This window comes from Moorena sp. SIO1G6, from assembly GCF_010672795.1.
GTDB classification, from domain to species: domain Bacteria; phylum Cyanobacteriota; class Cyanobacteriia; order Cyanobacteriales; family Coleofasciculaceae; genus Moorena; species Moorena producens.
The window spans coordinates 62,770-84,609 of sequence record NZ_JAAHFZ010000008.1 but is presented as its reverse complement, the minus strand read 5'-3'; the positions used below and the strand labels follow the sequence as shown (position 1 = coordinate 84,609).

The 21,840-nt window shown below is 42.8% G+C and carries 15 protein-coding genes and 1 pseudogene; 5 read left to right on the top strand and 11 right to left on the bottom strand.

The genetic code is table 11. The annotated features are described in order from the left end of the window. Nucleotides 1-11: 11 nt before the first annotated feature. The 5 genes from F6K63_RS09635 to F6K63_RS09615 all read right to left on the bottom strand — a co-directional run bounded on the left by F6K63_RS09635 (nucleotide 12) and on the right by F6K63_RS09615 (nucleotide 7,422). Complete coding sequence (locus F6K63_RS09635; protein WP_202970533.1) at nucleotides 12-623, bottom strand: glycosyltransferase family 4 protein; 612 nt, start codon at nucleotides 621-623, stop codon at nucleotides 12-14. Nucleotides 624-882: 259 nt separating this feature from the next. After that, the gene (locus tag F6K63_RS09630; protein WP_229419857.1) at nucleotides 883-1,506 is read right to left on the bottom strand and encodes a glycosyltransferase family 4 protein; all 624 of its coding nucleotides are present in this window, start codon (nucleotides 1,504-1,506) and stop codon (nucleotides 883-885) included. A gap of 836 nt (nucleotides 1,507-2,342) precedes the next feature. Continuing rightward, nucleotides 2,343-3,365, bottom strand: coding sequence for a glycosyltransferase family 2 protein (locus F6K63_RS09625; protein WP_287311881.1), 1,023 nt, complete (start codon nucleotides 3,363-3,365; stop codon nucleotides 2,343-2,345). 354 nt (nucleotides 3,366-3,719) lie between these two features. Beyond that, a complete protein-coding gene (locus tag F6K63_RS09620) occupies nucleotides 3,720-4,802 on the bottom strand; it encodes a hypothetical protein (RefSeq protein WP_287311879.1) in 1,083 nt (360 codons plus the stop codon). A gap of 904 nt (nucleotides 4,803-5,706) precedes the next feature. Next, nucleotides 5,707-7,422, bottom strand: a complete 1,716-nt coding sequence (locus F6K63_RS09615) for a hypothetical protein (RefSeq protein ID WP_008189495.1) — start codon at nucleotides 7,420-7,422, stop codon at nucleotides 5,707-5,709. A 222-nt stretch (nucleotides 7,423-7,644) separates the two neighbouring features. On the opposite strand from F6K63_RS09615, the gene F6K63_RS09610 reads away from it, so the two are divergent. Continuing rightward, nucleotides 7,645-9,300, top strand: coding sequence for a glycosyltransferase family 39 protein (locus F6K63_RS09610; protein WP_287311876.1), 1,656 nt, complete (start codon nucleotides 7,645-7,647; stop codon nucleotides 9,298-9,300). Between the two features lie 68 nt (nucleotides 9,301-9,368). Here F6K63_RS09610 and F6K63_RS09605 read toward each other — a convergent pair whose 3' ends face one another. Continuing rightward, nucleotides 9,369-10,973 carry a glycosyltransferase family 39 protein gene (locus F6K63_RS09605; RefSeq protein WP_071106466.1) on the bottom strand — a complete coding sequence of 535 codons (1,605 nt, stop codon included), beginning with the start codon at nucleotides 10,971-10,973 and terminating at the stop codon, nucleotides 9,369-9,371. Between the two features lie 434 nt (nucleotides 10,974-11,407). Between F6K63_RS09605 and F6K63_RS09600 the strand changes: the two genes are divergently transcribed. Both F6K63_RS09600 and F6K63_RS09595 read left to right on the top strand, forming a co-directional pair. Further along, complete coding sequence (locus F6K63_RS09600) at nucleotides 11,408-11,743, top strand: DUF4870 domain-containing protein (protein ID WP_071106467.1); 336 nt, start codon at nucleotides 11,408-11,410, stop codon at nucleotides 11,741-11,743. A 95-nt stretch (nucleotides 11,744-11,838) separates the two neighbouring features. Further along, a complete protein-coding gene (locus tag F6K63_RS09595; protein WP_287311872.1) occupies nucleotides 11,839-13,839 on the top strand; it encodes an FAD-dependent oxidoreductase in 2,001 nt (666 codons plus the stop codon). 447 nt (nucleotides 13,840-14,286) lie between these two features. Here F6K63_RS09595 and tatC read toward each other — a convergent pair whose 3' ends face one another. Beyond that, complete coding sequence (tatC, locus tag F6K63_RS09590) at nucleotides 14,287-15,069, bottom strand: twin-arginine translocase subunit TatC (protein ID WP_287312104.1); 783 nt, start codon at nucleotides 15,067-15,069, stop codon at nucleotides 14,287-14,289. 72 nt (nucleotides 15,070-15,141) lie between these two features. Further along, nucleotides 15,142-16,731 (bottom strand): glycoside hydrolase family 57 protein, encoded by a 1,590-nt coding sequence (locus F6K63_RS09585; protein WP_287311870.1) that lies wholly within the window; start codon nucleotides 16,729-16,731, stop codon nucleotides 15,142-15,144. A 227-nt stretch (nucleotides 16,732-16,958) separates the two neighbouring features. Between F6K63_RS09585 and F6K63_RS09580 the strand changes: the two genes are divergently transcribed. Further along, nucleotides 16,959-18,176, top strand: coding sequence for a histidine kinase (locus F6K63_RS09580; RefSeq protein ID WP_438941762.1), 1,218 nt, complete (start codon nucleotides 16,959-16,961; stop codon nucleotides 18,174-18,176). A 141-nt stretch (nucleotides 18,177-18,317) separates the two neighbouring features. On the opposite strand, the pseudogene mutT reads toward F6K63_RS09580, so the two are convergent. The 3 genes and pseudogenes from mutT to F6K63_RS09565 form a co-directional block, all read right to left on the bottom strand. After that, nucleotides 18,318-18,842, bottom strand: a pseudogene (gene mutT / locus F6K63_RS09575) (8-oxo-dGTP diphosphatase MutT); the annotation flags it as partial. Nucleotides 18,843-18,947: 105 nt separating this feature from the next. Then, entirely contained in the window at nucleotides 18,948-19,295 is a 348-nt protein-coding gene (locus F6K63_RS09570; RefSeq protein WP_287311867.1) for a DUF760 domain-containing protein, read from the bottom strand. A 253-nt stretch (nucleotides 19,296-19,548) separates the two neighbouring features. Beyond that, nucleotides 19,549-20,508, bottom strand: a complete 960-nt coding sequence (locus F6K63_RS09565; protein ID WP_008189520.1) for an RNA polymerase sigma factor, RpoD/SigA family — start codon at nucleotides 20,506-20,508, stop codon at nucleotides 19,549-19,551. A gap of 159 nt (nucleotides 20,509-20,667) precedes the next feature. On the opposite strand from F6K63_RS09565, the gene F6K63_RS09560 reads away from it, so the two are divergent. Beyond that, nucleotides 20,668-21,306 (top strand): histidine phosphatase family protein, encoded by a 639-nt coding sequence (locus tag F6K63_RS09560; protein ID WP_008189522.1) that lies wholly within the window; start codon nucleotides 20,668-20,670, stop codon nucleotides 21,304-21,306. Nucleotides 21,307-21,840 lie beyond the last annotated feature (534 nt).

The following is a 21,840-nucleotide window of genomic DNA, read 5'->3' as shown; positions in this document are numbered from 1 at the left end:
CAGTTGTCTGGTTACGCTATATGCTCTACTAACTCGTGATGTAGCCAATCATAAAGACTGTTTAATTTTTCCCGAAAAGCCGCATAAGTATGCCTTTTCTCAATCAATTTATTGCCAGCACTGCCAAGCCTCAGTCGTAGCTTTTCATCAGTGATCAGATCAAGCATTCCCTCTGCGAAAGCTTTGGCATCTGGGCTTCTCAGCAGAGCAACGTGATTGTCTAGCAACTGGGTATGGGTTGCTAAATCTGTGGCTAACAAGACTTTGCCACTATCGAGATAGGAGTAGAGTTTCATCGGGGTATTTTTACCCTTAATTCTCGGAGAGACTAAAATATCAGCTTGCTCCAGATAGATAGCCAGATGCTCAACTGGTTTCGGTCCTAAAAAATGGACATGTTGTTGCATCCCAAGACAGTGAGCCTTATTCGTGTATTTCCGAATGTCGTCCGCTTCTCCACCGATAATGACTAAGTTAGCCTGATCAGTCTGCTCAAGGGTCAACGCGAAGCTGTCTAGAAGTAGGTCAATCCCCTGATAAGTCTCCAGATTGCCCACATACATCAGGAGGACATTATGGATTCCTAGCTCACGTCTGAGATTACTATACATAGTACTATACATAGTTACACCAATGTTGAATCTTGAAGTTGAATCTTGAAGTTGAATCTTGAAACTGTTGAATATTTCAGCAAAATTTTACACAAACCTGCACATTTTTACTCTAATTATCTTTCCTTACAAAATAAAACGTATTATTAGGGCATCACAACAATATGTTCTGTTCATTATTAACAATAATTCTTAAATCTATTTAACTAAAATTATAAAGTCTGTAGGTTTTAAATAGTTATTCTAACTTTAAAGACTTTTTAGGAATTTGTTAAAGATTAGAGTTAAGCAACGATATATCTGGAATAACTACAGTTTTTCTGGGCTTGTACTTTTGAATATCTGCTGCCAAAGCATCGCAAACTGAAACCACAACTTTGGCATTCTTCACAGCCAGTCCTTCAAAAAAGTTGAATAGTGACGAAAAAATCTGTAGCAAAGGATACTTTTCAATCATTTGTTGGGCTAGAGATGAATCCATGTCATAGATATAGGGAATCTTACACAGGATTTTGAGCCCTAAACCGATAAAGACTGATTCCTCTCCAGCATGAACCAAATCGTAGCGTTTCTTAGTCACTAGGCGAATTACAGCAAGCAACATGAAAAAATCACAGACGATTTTCTTCCAGGAGAAGCCTGGTCGTATATTGCGAACCCAAGGAAGCTTAGGGGTTCGGTATACCGTGATATTTTCATACTTGATGTCACGCCCTTCAGGATAAGTCACGACATCAACTTGGTCTCCCCGTTCAGAAAGCACCTTCAAAACCAGGTTGACTGCGATGGGTGTGCCACGATTCTGATAAAACGGATGAGGAGCGAGTAATAGAATGTTCATCCTACTGACATTTCGTTCATCATAGGAGACTGGTTGATTCTCCCAGACAGTCAATTCATCCCTCCTGCTTTTGACCTCAAGCCGATCAGTTTTGCTCTTTAAATACACGTTGATCTCCCCCTATCTTCAAAGCACCCTGAGCCAGAGCGCACCATTTATAAGCCACATTGATTGAAACTTCACTATTGCTCAGTAATTTTCCGGTAGAGCTTAAAAGAATTTTACAATAACCAGTGGTTAATTTCAGCTATGACTAACAGCCTTCACTGAGCTAGAATGTATGACTCAATGGTAAACACCGATACAAATGGATTAAATAATGCTTTAACTAGAAACTAAAACTGCTCCTAATTTATTCCCTGAGTATGAACCCTACTGCCCAACTAAGTGTTATGCAGAACTGGTTTAAAGGGATAAAAATCTATTTTAATTAGAACCTAAATAAATTCTCCAAATCAACTAGTAATCTGGAGCTTAATGAAATCTTGATGAGAAACTTCATATAATCTTTACAAATTTCAAATCTTCAAGAAATCGCCTTGGTTGGTGGCTAAGCTAATATGCATTTAAATTTGAGTAGGAGCCACTTGTGCAAAAGCTGGTCTAGCATCTGAGCATCTGAGCATCTCCCCAGGGTGCATCTCAATGCATGCAATTAGGCAAAAATTCGGGCGAAAATTCCCACACTTCCCACACTTCCCGCGCCCGAGCCCCACACTCCCGACACTCCCCACACTTTCCTTGTTTTTTACAAATATGAGATGCACCCTCTCCCCATCTCCCCATCTCCCTATCTCCCCAAAGCACCCCCATTCACAATTTAAATGGGTGAATGGGGGCTGATGATACTTTGGTTAGCCACTAACCAACTTGATTTCCAATTGATATCACTAAGGTTGTTCAACATTAGAGGACACCACTTCTCTGACCCGATAAATCGGTCTTCCCTGAGATTCGTGGTAAGTACGCATCAGTAGTTCTCCGAGTAGACCAAGACTAAACAGTTGTACACCAGTCGAGATCAAGAGTACTGCCAAGATTAGTAAAGGCCGATCCCCGATATCTTCATTCAGACCTAGCTTGAGAATGGTCAGATAAGCCCCAATGATTATGCCCGTGCCTAGGGAACTCAGACCTAGTAATCCAAATACATGCATGGGTCGGGTGAGGAATTTCTTCATAAAGAAGATGGTCAACAAATCCATTAGCACCCGGAAAGTTCGCCCCAGACCATACTTGCTACTACCATAGCGACGAGCATGGTGACGCACGGGTAACTCGGTAATTCTTGCCCCCTCAATAAATGCCAAGGCTGGTAAAAACCGATGTAACTCACCGTACAGGTTCATGTCTGCTACCAATTCCGAGCGATAAGCTTTCAGAGAACAGCCATAGTCATGGAGTTTAACCCCAGTGGTGCGTCCAATCAGCCAGTTGGCAATTTTGGATGGCAGTAAACGAGTCACAGCCGCATCCTGCCGTTTTTTACGCCAGCCACTAACCAAGTCATATCCTTCCTCAAGTTTGGCAAGCAGCATGGGAATGTCGGCTGGATCATTTTGTAGGTCACCATCTAAGGTAACAATGGCACGACCCCGAGCATAATTAAACCCAGCTGCCATCGCAGCAGTTTGACCATAGTTGCGACGCAAAATTACCCCTCGCAAATCAGGGCGGGAGAGGACTTGTTCCTTGAGCAGTTGGGTTGAACCATCTGTGGACCCATCATCGACACAAATAAGCTCATAGGTGAGCTTAGTATCGGTTAAGGTGGATGCGATCGCATGAATCAGGTGGGGCAAACTCTCCACCTCATTGTAGATTGGTACCACCACTGACACGTCTGGTGTTATATCAGTGCCAGACCAGTTCTGGGCATTTAATTGCCCTTGTTTAATTAAGGAAATTTCCATAGGATGCCCCAGGTTGAGTAATATCCAATCCGGTTTAAACTATAAGCACATATTATTGATGGTCTAATCTAACTTGTGGCGATATGTCAAGGCATTGGGCACATTTATAGACCAAATTGATCAATCTTTTAAGGTTTAAGGTTGAACGCGATGGAAGAAGTCCCGCTTTCAGCGATCGCGTGGCCTTTAGGCCAAGGTTGAAGGTAAGCATTCAGCTATCAGCTATCAGTAATCAGTAATCAGCTATTAGCCATTGGCCGTAGGCCACCCTAAGGGAACGCTTTTGAATAAAATAAGCTGACCCCTGACCCCTGACCCCTGACCCCTGACAGCTTACTGTTGACTGCTGACCGCTTACGATTCAACTGACTTTAAAATCCCATCTTCTAACTGATAAATTGCTGTCATAATCCCAGTTTCAGGATTGTTCAACAAAGATTTTTTAACCTGTTTTAAGTATCCTAATATATTGCTGCGTAAAATAGGTTTCTCGACTTTAAGGGTGTGGCGGTAATCCCAAACATCCCAAATTAATAAACCGATACCAGCCAGGGGATCAATTATACTTGCTCCTAACTCCGTTGCCACTAAACCACCAGTTTTTGCTGCCATTTTACTGGCGGCTTTTCCAGCTAGTTTGCTGCTAACTTTACTGGCTACTTTTCCTCCCATGGAAACCAGGATAGGTTTAGCGACCAAGTAACCACTACCACCAATTAACAATTTCAGGGAAATATTGGATAGGTTACCTTCTGTATCATTAATTGTCGTCGAAATTTCGTTAATATATCTATCCCACTGACCTTGAGGAATTTGATATTGGCTTTGGATGTCACTAAGATTGTTGCCCAACTCAGCCATATATAATTCAATCGTATCATTCGTGATTAGTTCCATCCTCATTTGAGCATTTTGAGGAACCAGTACTCGTTTAGAAAATTCTTTTTGGAACGTCTCGGTAAGTTTGGCGTCAATCGCTTCCTTGCCAGAGGGTAGGTTGGGATTGATTTGATGCATGATAGCAGACTTTCCCCACATAAAAGGAACTGAAAGCTCCATCTTTTTCTGATTGAAATAATCAAAATACCAATCCAAAAAACTATCCACACGGGGGATTAACTCTGCTTCCCAAACATCTAACTCCTGGGCCGCAAACCCTTCAGCACTGGCGTGAGATGCTTTAACGGCATCAGCAACCGCTTGATTAACTTTACTAAAGTCGGGACGAGGTTCAATAACAACTGTTGATTCAGTCGAGGGTGGAATCTGAGCAGGATTGGTCGAATGGGGGATTATAAGTTTGCTGACTAAGGGAATGAATACAATAATAATTACTACAGTCCAAATCAGTGGAGCCACTGACTTAATCAGTTGGGTAAAGGCTTGGATGCGCTCTGTCTTTTGGGTATAAGTTACTTCCTCTTCCTGTTGAATCATAGTGATTTCTCCACTGATTTAGGACTAGTATATTTTATACTATTTTAATCAATTTTTTGGTAAGCTATCAGCTATCAGCTATCAGCTATCAGCTATCAGCTATCAGCTATCAGCTATCAGCTATCAGCTATCAGCTATCAGCTATCAGCTATCAGCTATCAGCTATCAGCTATCAGCTATCAGCTATCANGGATTTGCGACTTGTTAGATTTGGGTTCGTGGGTGTATCAAAGCTTTTAACCATTGGATTGGATACCTTGATGGTGACATCGGTTCCTTTAGCATATTATGAGTTCATTTTTCTTGCGCTTACCCTGGGGGGTAGAGGGGGAGGAAGATGATTTTGTTTGGTTATTTTGTCTTTCTTCCAAGTCCACCTTGTCTTCCTTGTCTTCCTTTTCCTGTATTAGATACAGAGCAATGGTTTAGCCCTGGGATAGGTAGGGTTTTGATGGCTGAATTTGGTAATGCCTGCTACAATAGAAGAATTGACTTTAACAACAATTTAGGGCATCTAATTAAAATCTTGAACCCAGTCGTTTCAGATAAGTTGAGGGGTTTGACCCCCTAATTGATTGAGTTTTGTTATTTGGGTTAGCTTGATTGGGTGAAAAAGGGGATGCGATCGCGTAGCGGCTCTGTAAGAGCATCGCTTTTTAAAGTGATGATGAAAATCAAGAGTTAGTGTCATACCAAGTAGCGTTCAGGGCTGGGATCACATGAATTACTAGGGTTTCCCAAATTACCCATTTAGTAGGTAGGCATGATTAAACCGACTAATGGAACTAAATGATGTCAAGTTTTGTAAAACATCTAGAAATTCAATCTATGCCCTTGAGCCAGCATGTTTAGATAGATTTGTTTATATATAGTTACATAGCTGTATTGATTTGGGCTTACCTATTTAACTGTTACTAGTTATCGCTATACATTCGGTATCCAAAACCACAACCTTCTCTGTCTCGAAAACAGAACAGGAATCGATTACGTTAACAATTGCCGGAACAATGGCTTGTTTGAGTCGAGCTTGAGCTTCTGCTGCTACTGGTTGATACTGCATAATCCAGCGATTTTCAGCTATATATTGGGGATTAAATGCTTTCTTATCTAACAACCAAAAATCAATTTTGTACTGCCTAATAAACTGTTTAACTTCAGCTAAGTTTGGACTGTACTGGGCTTGAATTAAATCAATCGCTCTGTTGCGAAATTGGTTGTAATAGTTAGTATGATAGGGAATACCGTATTCTCTACTGACTAAGATTGACCGTCCAGAAAAGGTTGGCAAGAAATCGGCTTCCTTTGATAGTGAGGCAATTAGGATATCCTTTGATTGTTTAGCAAAGAATTCATAGAGGCCATGTTGCCTCCCAAGCTCATAGTTGGTTTTGGGGAAATTATGGAAACCAAGAGGAGACAAGATTAGAGCCATTCCCACGAGTGTAACGATCGCTCGTCCCAACACTGGTTTCCCTGGAATTAGAGGGAAGGCTACCGTCTGGCAAGCTTGAATAATAGCATCAAGTAATAGAGTTATAGCGATCGCAGCAGCTAAGACTAGCACAATTCGCAGACTATGCTTACTGTAACGGCTGGGTAGATGCAGTCGGAAAAGGACACCATGAGCCATAACGAACATGCCAACGGATACTAGAGCCAGTTGAGTCAGGAGTACCGTTTCCCCTTTGACTTTCTTCACTAACGGTAGCCATGAGGGAAATCGTAACAGGATAGGCAATAGTAAACCAGCACAGACAGCTATAGGTAAACGCTTTCTTCGGGGAAATAGACCACTGCGAGCATCTTCCAACCAGAAATGCCATGGGTTGTGATCGAAAAAGGCAACTCGCCCTCCTGGTTGGAATTCTGGCATTGTTTTGGCTTGCTGTGCGCTGATAATTGGACCATAGTCAGAAGTGGTCAAAGCATAGGGCAACAGGACGATGAATGCCACACCTAACCCAGCTGCACAAAACCAATAGTCATTCTTCTGGGAGGATAGTCTGATTTTACCCTCTCGCCAACGCAACAGTTTCAGCACCAGGACGCCACAACACAGGAAAACGCACTGAGGATAAAATAAACCCTGGAGGGTGATCACTACTAGACAGGGGATCAATGAGCGCCGTGATAGGTAGTATAAAAATGCTAGCAGCAGGGGATAAATGAACGCCCTAGGGGTTGCTGATACTAAATCATCGAGCATCCATAGGGTTTGATTTAGGAGCAAAGACGCAATAAATCCTGCGGCTGGGATGGGCAGCATTTGTAGACAAAGCCCGAAACAGTAACTAGTGGTAATCAACCCTAGCACCATCGGTAGTAGTTTATTCAATAAGAGGGGATTAATCCCAACAAATGCTATCAGCCGATAGAGGGTAGTATAGCCAGCAGGTGCTACAGATTGGAAGTAATTGGCAATCAGATCATCGGGAAATAAGCTGGGATCAAAAAACCGTTGCATCCAAAATACATGCTGTCTGGCATCATCTTGTACAATGTATTGATTACTAAAGGCTTCTTCGAGGGCAATCAGGCTGTAAACCATAGCAAATGCTAGGCTCAAGCTAAACCAAAATATTACTTGGTTTTTAGGGGGATTCGAGGCTGGGGGATTCATACTTTTTTGTGTTTGGGTAGAGATACTTAAAATGGGATAATGGAGTGACGATTATCGGTAATTTTCTAGATTAAGTATTATTGTTAACAGTGAAATATTATCGTTAACAGTAATCAGGAAACGGTCAATAAAAAGCGATCAAGTACAATATCCAAATTAAACGAATACGAATCAATTACCTTTGTACTTTCCTGTATACTTTTCGGTGTACTTTTTTGTGTGATGGAAACCAAAAGATTAAAGCTAGGGAAATTACCTCAACCTCCCTTGCGACTATTATGCATTACCCTACTGCTCTTAGGTATAGTCTTTCGCTTAGCCAATCTCGACAGCAAAGTCTACTGGGGGGATGAAACTTTCAGCTCCTCTAGAATTGCTGGCTATTCAGCGGAAGAAATTATCGGGGATATCTACACAGGTCAAGTGATTAGCGCTACAGAATTACAAAAATACCAGACCCCTAATTCTGAGCGTAGCCTCGCCAATACCTTACGAATTATAGGGGAAGAAGCGCCACAACACCCGCCAGTTTACTATATTTTAGCCCGATTCTGGGAACAATGGCTTGGTAATTCCCTAGCACTCAAGCGCACTTTACCTGCTTTGATTAGCTTGCTGGGATTACCCTGCCTCTACTGGTTGTGCATAGAACTATTTGGGGCATCCTTGACCCCATGGCTTGCCGTGTCCCTATTCGCTGTTTCACCGATCCATATTTTGTATGCCCAGGAAGTTAGGGAATATAGTCTGTGGACTGTGAGTATCTTGCTATCGAGTGCTTCCCTGTTAAGAGCGATGCGAGTCAACACTAGGGTGAGTTGGTGCATTTATGCACTTTCTGTAGCGCTATCCTTCTACTCTCATTTATTTTCAGCACCGATTATCCTAGGTCACGGCATTTATGTCCTGATCATCGCAGGTTGGCAAGGGCGTCAACGGGTAATTGCTTACATCTGTGCGGTCACAGCAGCACTGTTGATATTTTCACCTTGGTTAGCTGTTTTCTTGGAAAACGAACCTAGAGCTAGCAAGGAATGGGGATGGGTCATTAAAGAATTACCCCCCCTGGATCTGGGTCGATATTGGCTGAAGAATCTACTCTACGGCTTTTTTGATGTACCCCTAGGCAAGGAGTACCCCTTTGACCTAACCTTTAGCTACACCCAGCCTAGAACTTACCTAGTGCTACCAATTGTGGGGCTAGTGATTTATGGGCTATATTTTCTCTGTCGCTATACTCCAAAACAAGTTTGGCTATTTGTTTTGCTCCTGATGGGATTTACTAGTCTACCCCTAGTGCTACCAGATGTGATTTCAGGAGGCATGCGCTCAACGATTGCTCGATATCAACTCCCAACCTACATCGGGATTCAACTCACTATTTCCTATTTACTCTCCACCAAAATAACTAAGTTTTCTATTAGTATTTGGCAAAAACGTTTATGGCGATTGACTACAGTTATCTTAGTCTCTTGTGGTGTACTATCTGGTGTGCTGATTGTCCAAGCTGAAACTTGGTGGACGAAGTACAGTGATTACTATAATGCAGAAGTTGCTAATATTATTAATCAGTCTCCTGCTCCCCTTGTACTGAGCGATAGTACTCACAATCGAATTCTATCCATGAGCCATAAGCTTGACCCTAAGGTTCAATTACAACTCATCAAAAAAATCAAAAACGTTTCAGAAATACCTGAAGAAAAATTACCAAAAGTATCAGCTGAATTTACTGATGTTTTTGTATTGGAAAATATTCCATCACCATCATTGCTACGCCCCAGTATGGAAAAACATAATAACTATAAGTTCAATCTGATATACGAAGGAAATATTGGCTTTAAAAAACGTAAAGTTCTGTTGTGGAAAAAAAATGATTAGATTGATTAGTCATTAGTCATGATTGATGGCTCATTGGTCAAGTTGGTTTGACCTTTTGACTTTTGGTTTCACCGCACTAGCTTCCAGAGATGCTTGCGTTTATGAGCTGGTTTAACATCATAGGGTGACTCCTGTTCAAATTTTTGTCGCAGTTTCGGAGAAGGTCTATATAAGAAGACGTCACTGAAACTGGAAAAAACTGTAGGATAATCCTTAGTTTTGATTAACTGTAAGGTCACGTTTGGCTCAAGTAAATAACTCAGAGACACTAATCGCATGATATCACTACTAATCACCAATGGACGATTGGCTTCATTAATAATATGAGCTTCCTCAGGAGTGTAATAGTTACTGTATTTATGCCACCACGTTTCTGCTTGAGAACTAATGGCACAAGACAGCACACCTGCTGAAATAACTGTAATAGCAACTAATCGCCATAGTTGTTGTCGTTTTATTGTATTAGCATTTAGGGGATTAATTTTTTTAGCAAGGAGGTAAGCAACAGCAAGTTCTATACCCAAGTAACAAGGAATAAAATAGCGAGCCATGCTGGAACGCTGTCCTCCTAAAATTAAATCTTGAGCAATGGGAAACATCGCGACAACTGCGATCATGGTCAAGATAAATAACCAAACCCGTTGCTGACTATTACGACACATAAAATAAATAGAATAGCCGACGATAATTAAAATTAGGATATCGAAATAAATCAGTAAATGGTCGTAGTTAAATTTTAGGTCTCGACCTGATCGCACATCAAATAAGGGATTGTTATAGCCAATCTGGATATCGAAAAACACAGAACTAAGATTGATAAGCCAGCGGGTGATTAGTTTACCGCATGGAGTCTGTTTATCCGCCCAATCCCCCAATTCAATACCGTTTTTAATTACCAATCTTAACCAAGGAATAAAAGCAATAATTCCGAAAAGCGAAGCTAATCCATACCTAACGACTTGTTTACTAAAACGAAATTTTTCTATACAAAAAACATAGATACCATGTCCAATAAAAACTAATCCAGAAAGCAAATAGCTGTAGAGATTTAGAGAAACGGTTATGGCATAGATTACCCAACTGATCAGTGTGCTAAGACGCATCGCCCTCAGCAAGGCTATGCTGGAAAACAATGTAGTCAATGTCCACAAGCTATATTGTCGAGCTTCCTGGGCATACAACACATGGAATGGGGAGACACAGAGCAATGCGATCGCAATCCATCCCGTTAGGGGAGACTCGAACAACTCCAAACAAAGCCAATAAATGCACGGCAAAGTCAACAGACTAATCAAGGCTGGTAAACTTCTCATCACCGTTACAGAATAACCGAACAACTTTGCCCAAAAGTGAGCCATGACAAAATATAACGGTGAATGCTGTGGTTCATGTAACGCTAACCCTTGGATCGTGTCACTTACATCTTTGTTATCATTAGGACGCTGATAGTACTGTAAATCTTTAACATTAATTTGACGACCATCAATTTCTTGGATAATTTCTGCTTTGGTATAGCCAGAAATTCGCAAGGATGTATAGGCTTCATCAATCCAATAGACTTTTTTGTCAATATTGACTAATCGAAAAACTATCCCCAGGAGTAAGATAATAATAATTAAATACTTAGACCATTGACCAGATGTAGGTCGATGAAATTTTAGATGATTTCCCATGACTTATCGGGGTAGGGGTTATTAATTGGTGGCCTTTGAGCAGAGGTTAAGGATTGGATAAGCGTTGGGAAAATTAAGTTAGCCGTTTCAGGCAACACCAAATGGTAAAGCTTACCCCTAACGAGCAGTATGGCAAGACTAAATTCATCGCCAGCACTTTCAAACCGTAGCCGAATCGTGATTTAAGACTGAAACTAGGAATTTAGGGAAGGGAGCAGTGAAGGCAATACCAAAGGCCGGATATGACGACTGTTAGTTCTGCCTTAGTTAGAAAGATTATCAGCCGACCACACCGGATTAGCCATCGTATTTATCAATCATTTACATATCTTTACATAAATCAGTTCCGTTCAATGAATTCTAGCAACTTACCTGTATTATGGAAAATAAAATCCATAAAAGTAACCCTGGGGAAGCATGGGAGGATTTATCGGATGAATGATATGGATCAACGAAAGCTTTTATCACTGTTATGTCATGGCTCAATATTTTTTAGCTCTCTGGTCGTCTCTATTGCCATCCCGATAGTCATTTTTTTGGTCACCGAAGACTCAGTGGTCAAAGAAAATGCCAAAGAAGCTCTGAATTTTCACATTTGCCTTTATATATATGGGGTGATTTGTCTGATACTGACTGTGGTGATTATTGGGATTCCGCTGCTAATTATATTAGGGCTTGTCAGTCTAATTATGTCCATAATTGCCTTAGTCAAGGTGCTGGAAAATCCTAATCAGCCCTATCGCTATCCGTTTATTTTTCGGGTGCTTTGACATGCCATGGCATAATTGATACAACGTTTGGGAGATGACAGTATTGATAAGTTAGGGTAATTTATCGTCAAAGATTTTACTGACTATCTCGAATCATGAAGCGATCGCTTGTCCCTATTTCCCTATTCATATCATTACTAGGGTTTACTCCATCTCCTGGTATAGCAGCTCCCCCTAGAACTCCAGACCAAACCGAAGCCTGTGAAATCTTAGTGATTGGAGGTGGATTGGCTGGTGCTGCGGCTGCCTATGAAGGCTTATTGGCAGGGCAAACGGTGTGCTTGACTGAGATTACTGACTGGGTAGGGGGACAAATTTCTGCCCAGGGAACCTCTGCTCTGGATGAACGACCCACTCAGCGATCGCGTTTATTCTATCCTAAGGGCTATCTAGAATTACGCGATCGCATCAAACGCTACTACCGTCAACTCAATCCTGGGGACTGCTGGGTAAGTGAATCCTGTTTTCTACCCCGTGATGCTCACCAAATCCTGTTTAATATTTTACGAAAGGCGGCCAAACGGGGAAAAGGGAGATTAAAATGGTTTCCCTCTACTGTAGTTAAGGAACTAGAGATTAGCGCCGATGGCAAAACCATTGACAGTGTGATTGCTATTCAACACAAAAGTACTGCTGATGCTCCTCCCCTGAACACCTTTCCCCTATCTCAAACCATTGAAGATTGGTATAGCTACCAGAATTCCTCCCGCTTTGAGAAAAGCATTTTGCGCATTGTCCCCCAACAGAGCCAAGACAATAGTTCTAATTGGTACATTATCGACGCAACAGAAACTGGTGAAATTATTGCCCTAGCTGACGTTCCCTACCGGTTGGGGATTGACTCCCGCTCCTACCTAAACCCCTCCGCATCTAGTGCTACTGACGACCTCTATTGCACCCAAGGCTTTACCTACACCTTTGCCATGGAGCAAACCAAGGAGGCTCAAACCCAAGAAATGCCCTCGTTTTACCCGCAATACCAACCCTACTACAGCTATGAATTACAGCGCCTAGCTGACTTTGAAGGAGTATTCACCTATCGGCGAATTTGGAGTTCTAAGCGGGGTAAACGGATCCGATGGGGGGTTACTGCTCCCACTCCAGGGGACATTTCAATGCAAAACTGGACATGGGGTAATGATTATCGTCCTGGCACTTCTGAAGATAATCTAGTGTACACCCGTCGCCAATTACGAACCAGTGGTCAACTGGCTTCCGGTGGCTGGATGGGAGGCTTGCGTACGGAAAGTCTACGGAAAGGAGAAGAAAACGCTCTCGGTTATTACTATTGGCTAGTGGCAGGGACTACCGACTCCCAGCTTGGGGATGGGGTAAAAGAACCTCATCCCAATCACCGCTATCTAACCGGGTTAGATTCTCCGATGGGGACAATGCATGGGTTGTCTAAGTATCCCTATATCAGGGAAGGGAGGCGGATTATTGGACGCCCTTCCTTTGGCTATCCTCAAGGCTTTACTATATCAGAAGTGGATATTTCCCGCCGTGACTACCAGGATGAGTATTATCGGCAGACTCTCTCACCAGACGAATATCGCCGCTTGTGGGCAGTATTGGCTGGATTAGAAGCACCCTCTGTGATTCAAGGTAAAATCCAGCCAGATCAAGTCAGCCAACGCAGTCGCTCTACTATCTATCCTGATTCTGTGGGTATTGGTCACTATGCCATCGACTTTCATCCTTGTATGACCCTAAGTCCAGCAGAAACCCCAGGAAACACCGAGCGTCAAGGGGAACGGCGGGGAGCAGGTCAAGCCTATCCGTTCCAAATTCCCCTGCGAGCAATAATTCCTCAGAAAATTGACAACTTGTTAGTAGCAGGTAAAAGTATTGCTACCAGTCACATTGCTGCTGCTGCTTATCGCGTGCATTCCTTTGAATGGTCATCCGGTGCTGCTGCTGGTACAACCGCTGCTTTTTCCTTAGAAACTGGGATAGCACCTTACCAGCTTGTACAAGAACCCCTCTTCCAACAAACCCAACTCCAAGCTCTACGCCAGCAGTTAGAAAAAAACGGTAATCCCACCGCTTTCCCAGACACGTCCATTTTTAATCAAAATTGGGAGGATTGGCGTTAAAGGGACACAGTTTACTAATAGTAATTATCTTTAGTAGGCTACGTTTTTACATACATTGATAATGGCTCTTCCATAGATATTATGCTAAATAACCGCCCAAATCAATTATCGCCTTACTGGGCAATTATTTGACTTTATAAACAGTTTTTTTAACTGTTAAAGTAATTCCCAGTAAAGCTTTCAGCATAAGGGAAATTAAAATTAGCATCAACTTGTAACAAAGAGCATTTATTATCTGTTTCTCAATAGTAATAAGTCATGATTGTGCCATGACTTATTACTATGATGAATTAGCGACAATAATGCTAAAGATAGTTAGTTAGTTAGTAATTGGTCATTGGTAATTAGACTACTATTCCCTATTCCCTATTCCCAGAAGGTATTTGTAGCCAACATTCAATAGCCCGATGGTAGTTTTGATAGCGGGTTGATTAACCTGACTTAATATTATTTGCCGACCAACTTCACCATTCCAATCCCACCAAAATATAGACCAAGTACAGCACCCCCCAGTAAACTTTGAGTGAGAGGATCTGTCGAAGGAGTCAGCACTGCTCCCAAGATAGCTGCTCCTAGGACAACCGTGCGCCAACCAGAAAGCATTTGCTTGGAAGAAACAATTCCAAAAAATCCCAGTAACATTTGAATAACTGGGATTTGAAATGCCAAGCCAGTACTAAACATCAACAGTAAGACAAATTCAAAATACTTATCAATTGACCACAACTGCTCTACTACATCTGCTCCGTAACTGATAAAGAAATTCAGAGCAGCAGGAATTAGAGCAATGTAGGCAAATACCAAGCCTAGGAAAAACAGAACCGTTGAGCCTAAAACCACAGGTCCAATGAAGCGTCGCTCCCGGCGAGTCAACCCTGGTAAAACAAATAGAAGGATTTGGTAAAGAATAAAAGGACTAGCCACCAGTAAGCCACTATAGCCAGCCACTTTCAAGGACACAAAAAAGTATTCCCCTGGAGCCAGTTGCAGAAACTTGACCCCCCTAGCTGGAATTTCCAGCAACTGAACAATCGGCTTAACTGCGACAAAGCAGCCAGCCATGGACAAAAATACAGCAATCAGCGAGTAAAAAATCCGCTTTCGCAACTCCTCTAAATGGTCGAACAGAGACATCTCGACATCATTAGGTATCTCGTCGAGATAGGTCTCAGGGTCTTTGAGAGTATCCAAACTTTCCTGGGGAGGAGTATCTAACTCAGAAGGCGTCATGGATTTTGATTGGCTTAGGGAACGTTCACTATTGTATCTTCTTGTATCTTCCAACGATTGTGTGGGGATAATTCAAACTCGACGATAAACGCGATAGTTAATCTTGGGAAAGATATTGTCAATCTCCTCGACCTTCTCCAGCCAGCCTGCATCAATCTTGCCCAGCTTGATATCATCGTAAAGCTTATTAAACCGCATCAAATGCGATCGCGTTCGTCTAACTGCATAAGGAACCATTGTCTCGGTGCGCATAATAAATGCCCAGTCTGACGATTGCGCTAGTAGTAACTCTCGCGCTGCTTGATTTAATGCCTTCCACTCCAACTCGTCTGTAGCTTCCAACTTTGACAGCTCAATCATCCGTTCTGTGGCTTTGTGCAGATGAGGGTAAATCCAGGTATTGGTTTCATTGAGCCAGTATTCATGGAACCCCTGATACCCCCAGCTAGATTGAGAAGGCTTACAGACTTGTTGGATCGGATGATTCCGCAAATAATCTGCCAAATGAGTCATTTCATAGGTGTTCTGGTCATACCACGACTTACGGAGCAAGACATCCAGAAACCAAAGACCTTCGTACCACCAGTGACCAAATAACTCTGCGTCATAGGGAGACACCACAATTGGAGAACGCTCTATTATTGCTGCTAGATGTTTAACCTGCTGCTGGCGATTAAACATGAAATTTCCAGCATGTTCCGCAGCTTTGTCTTTTGCCCAATACGGATCATACAGTTGCTTTTCCCCTAATCCTGTACCACGGTCTGTAATTTTGTGATACTTTATACCCGTATTCTTCCGCTTTCCATGGGGCATAATATAAGGTTTAATGTAATTATAATCTGCTTCCCAGCCTAAATCCTTGTAAAATTCCCGATATACTGGATCCCCTGGATACCCGACTTCCGAGGACCACACCTGCTGGGATGACTCATGGTCACGACCAAATGCAGCAACTCCTGTCTCAGTATAAATGGGGGCATAGGTACCAAAACGTGGTCGGGGACGAGCGTAGAGAATACCATGACTATCCATCATAAAATAGCGCAAACCAGCATCTGCTAGCATCTCCTCCATCCCTTCGTAGTAAGCGCATTCCGGTAACCAGATGCCCTTGGGCGGACAGCCAAAGTTTTGCTCATAATGTTCACAAGCCACCCGAATTTGAGCCCAAACTGCTTGGGGATACATCTTCATCAGAGGAAAATAGCCATGGGTAGCACCGCAGGTGATAATTTCCAGGTTATTACTGTCTAAAAATTTTTTAAATCCCTTGACTAAATCCCTTTCATAGTGTATCCATGTTTGGCGAATAGTGCTGAACTCTTGAACATAATGTTGGGCTAGGTAACGGATATGACCATTATGCTGATTATGCTCAACCTCCTTCTTGGCTAGTTCTTCGAGCAGTGACAGATGGCGCTCATAACGTTCTTGTAGTAGTGGATCCCGTAGCATTGACACTAAAGTTGGTGTCATACTCATGGTTATTTTGAAGTCAATCCCATCCCGCTTTAATCCCTCAAAAACATGTAGTAGGGGAATATAGGTTTCAGTAATGGCTTCAAATAGCCACTCTTCTTCTAGAACATAATCACTTTCTGGATGCCTAACAAACGGTAAATGGGCGTGAAGGACAAGAGCAACGTAGCCAATAGCCATGATCAAGTAGCAGCCGTGGATAGGTTTTTAAAGGAGAACTGACGCAATCCGCGATAATGTTACATTATTTTAAGATTTTAGTCTCAAATAGACCGGGAAAGTGGCAGAAAAGGGCTGGTTAGTACCGAGACTATAAAATAATAAAATAGATATTAAATTGTAAGGAAGCACACATCACCAACAAAAAATAACAAATCTTAGTCTTATTCCAGCCTTATTGGTTAAGAGTGCTAACACCAAATTGCATGCAGGCAGCTACACAAACACACACGAACTCCCCAACCTTTCTACAACTGCTGCTGTTTGTCGATGAACGTCCCGGTTCCCGTAAACAGCTCCAGTCTATCCACCATTATCTGGAAACTCTCAAGACAGAGTATCCCTTTGAACTAAAGGTTGTGGATGTTGGGGAACAACCCTATCTAGCTGAACATTTTAAGCTAGTAGCAACCCCAGCACTGATTAAGATTAATCCGAAACCCAAACAAACCCTTGCAGGTAGTAATCTAGTTGCCCAGCTGAAGAGCTGGTGGCCCCGCTGGCAACGCTCTATAGAAGAAAACCAAACCCAACTTACCCAAGGATTCCCTTTACAACCAACTGTTCGCTCATCTAACTCCTCGGCTGAGACATCACCAGAGACAGCTGGTTCCCTAGCTTGTGCCTTGGAACTGATTCGACTATCCGACGAACTATTTCGCCTGAAGAAAGATAGAGAAGAATTGCTTGAGCAGCTGCAATTTAAAGACCAAGTCATATCGATGTTAGCTCACGACTTGCGTAGTCCTTTGACAGCAGTATCCATTGCGTTGGACACCCTACAGCTAGAGCAACCAGTAGCCCAGAATGTTAGAAAACCTGGGCTGACGCCACAGCTAAAGGAACGGCTATTTGAGCAAGCTCGTAATCAATTGCGCACTATCAACCGGATGGTGGTGGATCTGCTGCAAGCTAGGAAGGGAAGTAATGCTGAATTCAACATCCGACCTCATAAACTGAATTTGGGCAGACTTTGCCAAGACGTTCTAGTTCAGATGCACGAACAGTTTCAGCTCAAAGCTCAACTTGTGCAAACCGACATCCCGCAAGACTTGCCTCCTGTCTACGGCGATGAAGAATTGGTGCGTCAGGTGCTAATTAACCTGCTGGATAATGCCATTAAGTATACTCCCAAAGGGGGGAAAATTGCTGTCTCTACCATCCACCGTACTACCCAGAAAGTTCAAGTCAGCGTTTGCGATGATGGTCCTGGTATACCACAAGAAAATCGCGATCGCATTTTTGAAGACCACTTCCGCCTTAAACGAGACGAAGCTATAGAAGGCTATGGGTTGGGCTTAGCCCTATGTCAAAAGATTATCCGTGCCCACTATGGTCGCATTTGGGTTGATTCACCTATCAAGGGTGGCAGCTGTTTTAACTTCACCTTACCGATTTATCGATAGCAAATGGGGTTGAAGGTTGAAGTTTGTTCCCGTAGCGTGGCCTATTGGCCAAGTTTGAAGTTTGTTCCCGTAGCGTGGCCTATTGGCCAAGGTTGAAGGTTGAAAGCGCTTTAGCAGTTGAACCGATCAGGTAATCGCTGTTCAGTCTTGAGAGCGCAAAGCCGCAATAATTTGAGTATTGGCTTTGGGGAAGGGGAACTGATCTACTTCATCTAAGGTGACCCAGCGAATCTCATCACATTCAATGGGTTGCGGAACACCACTGAGATGGCGACAGTGGTGTACACTTAGCACAACACGAAAGTGGCTGTAGGCGTGATTGATTGTGATCAGGTGTTCACCAACCTCAATCTCAATGCCCAATTCTTCCTGAATTTCGCGTTTAATACATTCCGGAACAGTTTCACCAAGCTCAATTTTGCCACCAGGAAACTCCCAAAGACCACCCAATAAGCCTTTTGCAGGTCGGCGGTCGATTAGAATTTGTCCCTGGTCGTTCCAGATTACAGCAACACCGATATTTTTTGTGGGTAGGGGAGAAGATGGTTCTCGCATAGGTATTTCAGATTGAATACCATGATTGTAAGCCTGACAGTAAGATTTCCAGGGACAATCAGGGCAATTGGGAGTTTTCCGAGTACAGATAGTTGCTCCCAAATCCATTATTCCTCAATAATGGAAACCGACAGACTCAGGTGATGTCTGCCGATATTCGATTGGGCATTTTATCTCAAAAATCTATAGATTCAGCCCTTTTAGGCCAAGGTTTGACTAATTTTCCTCCACAGATTGAGATTCAGCTATTTGCAAAGACTTCTCAAAAACCATACGTTGTTCAGCGTTCCTAAGGAAATAGCCGCTAACCATGGCTGAAGCCAAAAGGCGACCTAGATTCTCACGGCTAGTACTGATAGTTACGCCAAAGTCTTGGGAAGGCAAGTTTCCCAACATTCCCATAATATTGTTTTCCATCACCTGATAGACTTCCGAAGACGTTGGTCTAGACAGCTGGGTAATGGTTTCTGGACTCATCGATTGAACATACTGCCAGAGTAAATTATTGTCAGAATCTTTATCAAAGAACTCAGGAACATGATTGGGATTGGATGCGTTATTCACCGTTTTACCTCCTAGCGATGGCTAATTCCGGTTTTTCTACTAGAGTCGGCAGCCAATGATGATGTTTATCTGTTTAGCTCTACTGCTTCGTATTTCTAATTACTTTAACAGGCAAATGACCATGGCAAAGTGGGTGGAACCGAACCATCTAGGATCTGATTTTCTCACCTATTGGTCATTAGTCATTGGTGATTGTGAGTCATGAGTCATGACTCATGACTCATGACTCATGACTAAACCGACTCAGCACAAATTAACTAGCTGGGATATATTCCCGCATATCCCCTTGACGCTTACGAAGTTTAGCGATCGCTTCTCGTTCGATTTGTCGCACTCGTTCACGGCTGATGTTGAGGTGTTGACCAATTTTGGCTAATGTCATCGGTTCGACCTCTGCCAAGCCATAACGGAGTCTCAACACCTGCCTCTGCTGCGGTGTCAAATCATCCATGAATTTCTCTAAGTCTAGCTGCATTAACGATTGATTCACAAAGTCTTCTGGTCCAGGACCGGTGTCTTCGAGCAACTCAACCAATTCTGTATCTTTGTTATCCCCCACTCGCAACTCCAAAGAGAGGGGTTGACGTGCTTGCTCGAAGTACTCTCGCAATTGATCAGGTGTGAGGTTCAACTCAATTGCCAATTCTGAGATAGTAGCTGTTCGTCCCAGCTTTTGGGAAAGTTGGCGCTGGGCTTTTTTGATTTTGTTTAACTTCTCAGTAATATGGATAGGAAGGCGAATCGTGCGCCCTTTTTCTGCGATCGCACGAGTAATTGCCTGCCTTATCCACCAGTAGGCGTAGGTAGAAAAACGATAGCCTTTGGTAGGGTCAAATTTTTCTACACCCCGCTGCAAGCCGATGGTTCCCTCTTGAATCAAGTCCAGCAACTCGAGATTACGCTTAATGTATTTCTTTGCCACTGCCACCACCAATCGCAAATTGGCTTCCACCATCTTGCGTTTAGCGGATTCACCAACAGCGATGCTAGACTTTAACTGAGAATCCGTTAGGCAAGATGCTGTTGCCCACTCAGAAAACGTAGGTTCACGACCCAGCTGTTGGACAAGGGACTCTTTGACTTCCTTTAAGGTTGTTAACTGCTTAACCTTTTTCCCGTAAGAAATTTCCTGCTCATGGGTCAGTAATGGTACACGACCAATTTCCTTTAAATAGGTACGAACTAAATCTGTAGAGTCCTGAGCGGTTTTCATTGAATTCGATGGCGTTATCAGTGAGATTTAAATTAAGAAAATTAAAGCAGACCCTGCTGGTTTTCCAAACCAGATGATAAGCTTTGTGGGATTCCAGTTAAATCATTTTCATAAAATTAACATAACTTAACTAAATTCCCGAAGAGGGTGTAAGGTAACATGACCCAAACTGTTTGGATTGCCAGACACGGAAACCGCCTTGACTTTGTTAACCCCGAATGGTTCAACAAGGCAGAGCGACCCTATGATCCACCCCTTTCAATAGATGGTGAACTGCAAGCAGCGCAACTGGGTCAACGCCTTGTAGGAAAAGGAATTCGGCATATATTCGCCTCACCGTTTTTACGAACTGTCCAAACGGCTAACCAAGTCGCAGAAATTCTGGATTTACCCATTAAGCTAGAGTTGGGTTTAAGTGAATGGCTCAATCCTGAGTGGATGGCAACTGAACCAGAAAGACTGCCTAATGAAGTATTGCACAAGCAGTTTCAGCGAATTGACACCAGTTATACTTCCTGTGTAATCCCTGAATATCCAGAAACAAGTGTTGCTTTACTGAAACGAACAGGTGAAACTGCACAACGTATCACCGCTCAATTTTCAGAAGACTTACTACTGGTTGGTCACGGACCATCAGTAGTTGGAACCACTCAGGGACTAGTCGGTGCCACACAAGACATTAAAGCATCCTTGTGCTGTTTAGTTAAACTAGTGCGCCAAGAAAAACAGTGGGTGATGGAACTGAATGGAGATACCTCTCACCTGAGTAAGACAGAAGATGTCATCCGGTTTAATTGAAGGGTATAAGCTTCCATAACATACGAAGGTTTTTTTGTCAATAGTCTACAGCCATAGTCTCCTTTGACTCATCATCTCACACTTCCCTTCGCCCAAGGGGCGACAGTGGCGCGAACGGGTAAGACCTAGGGCTAATTTAGCTGAGGGACGCTAATGACCCATAACTAATCACCAAAGACCAATGATACACTAACTGTTCGTGAATTTACAGGTGTCAAGATAGACAAACTAGCTAAGACACCGTAGTTTCCACGAGGGCTAGAAATTAAGACTGTGCAACAATTTAGGCATCTAGTGGTGGTATAACATCTTACCATCACCTAAGGTTGGGCGGCGAGTGTTGCCCCTATTTTCTTGGTATGGGCATGAATCGACGCCTTGCAATGGTCAGTGGTCAATGGTCAGTTGCATGCATGTAATTAGCACTTAGCCCATAGCTAAAAGCTAGTAGGTGCAAAACAACTGACAATGGACAACTGACCTCAAATCCCCGGGATTGGTGGGGATGGGCTGAAAATTATCGTACAGCGTGGA

Excerpts from the sequence above, each read along its gene's own strand:
- tatC (WP_287312104.1), bottom strand. The coding sequence starts at position 15,069 with ATGACGCCTTCTGAGTTAGATACTCCTCCCCAGGAAAGTTTGGATACT.
- F6K63_RS09565 (WP_008189520.1), bottom strand. The coding sequence starts at position 20,508 with ATGAAAACCGCTCAGGACTCTACAGATTTAGTTCGTACCTATTTAAAG.
- F6K63_RS09620 (WP_287311879.1), bottom strand. The coding sequence starts at position 4,802 with ATGATTCAACAGGAAGAGGAAGTAACTTATACCCAAAAGACAGAGCGC.
- F6K63_RS09600 (WP_071106467.1), top strand. The coding sequence starts at position 11,408 with ATGAATGATATGGATCAACGAAAGCTTTTATCACTGTTATGTCATGGC.
- F6K63_RS09595 (WP_287311872.1), top strand. The coding sequence starts at position 11,839 with ATGAAGCGATCGCTTGTCCCTATTTCCCTATTCATATCATTACTAGGG.
- F6K63_RS09635 (WP_202970533.1), bottom strand. The coding sequence starts at position 623 with ATGTATAGTACTATGTATAGTAATCTCAGACGTGAGCTAGGAATCCAT.
- F6K63_RS09610 (WP_287311876.1), top strand. The coding sequence starts at position 7,645 with ATGGAAACCAAAAGATTAAAGCTAGGGAAATTACCTCAACCTCCCTTG.
- F6K63_RS09625 (WP_287311881.1), bottom strand. The coding sequence starts at position 3,365 with ATGGAAATTTCCTTAATTAAACAAGGGCAATTAAATGCCCAGAACTGG.
- F6K63_RS09605 (WP_071106466.1), bottom strand. The coding sequence starts at position 10,973 with ATGGGAAATCATCTAAAATTTCATCGACCTACATCTGGTCAATGGTCT.
- F6K63_RS09615 (WP_008189495.1), bottom strand. The coding sequence starts at position 7,422 with ATGAATCCCCCAGCCTCGAATCCCCCTAAAAACCAAGTAATATTTTGG.
- F6K63_RS09585 (WP_287311870.1), bottom strand. The coding sequence starts at position 16,731 with ATGGCTATTGGCTACGTTGCTCTTGTCCTTCACGCCCATTTACCGTTT.
- F6K63_RS09560 (WP_008189522.1), top strand. The coding sequence starts at position 20,668 with ATGACCCAAACTGTTTGGATTGCCAGACACGGAAACCGCCTTGACTTT.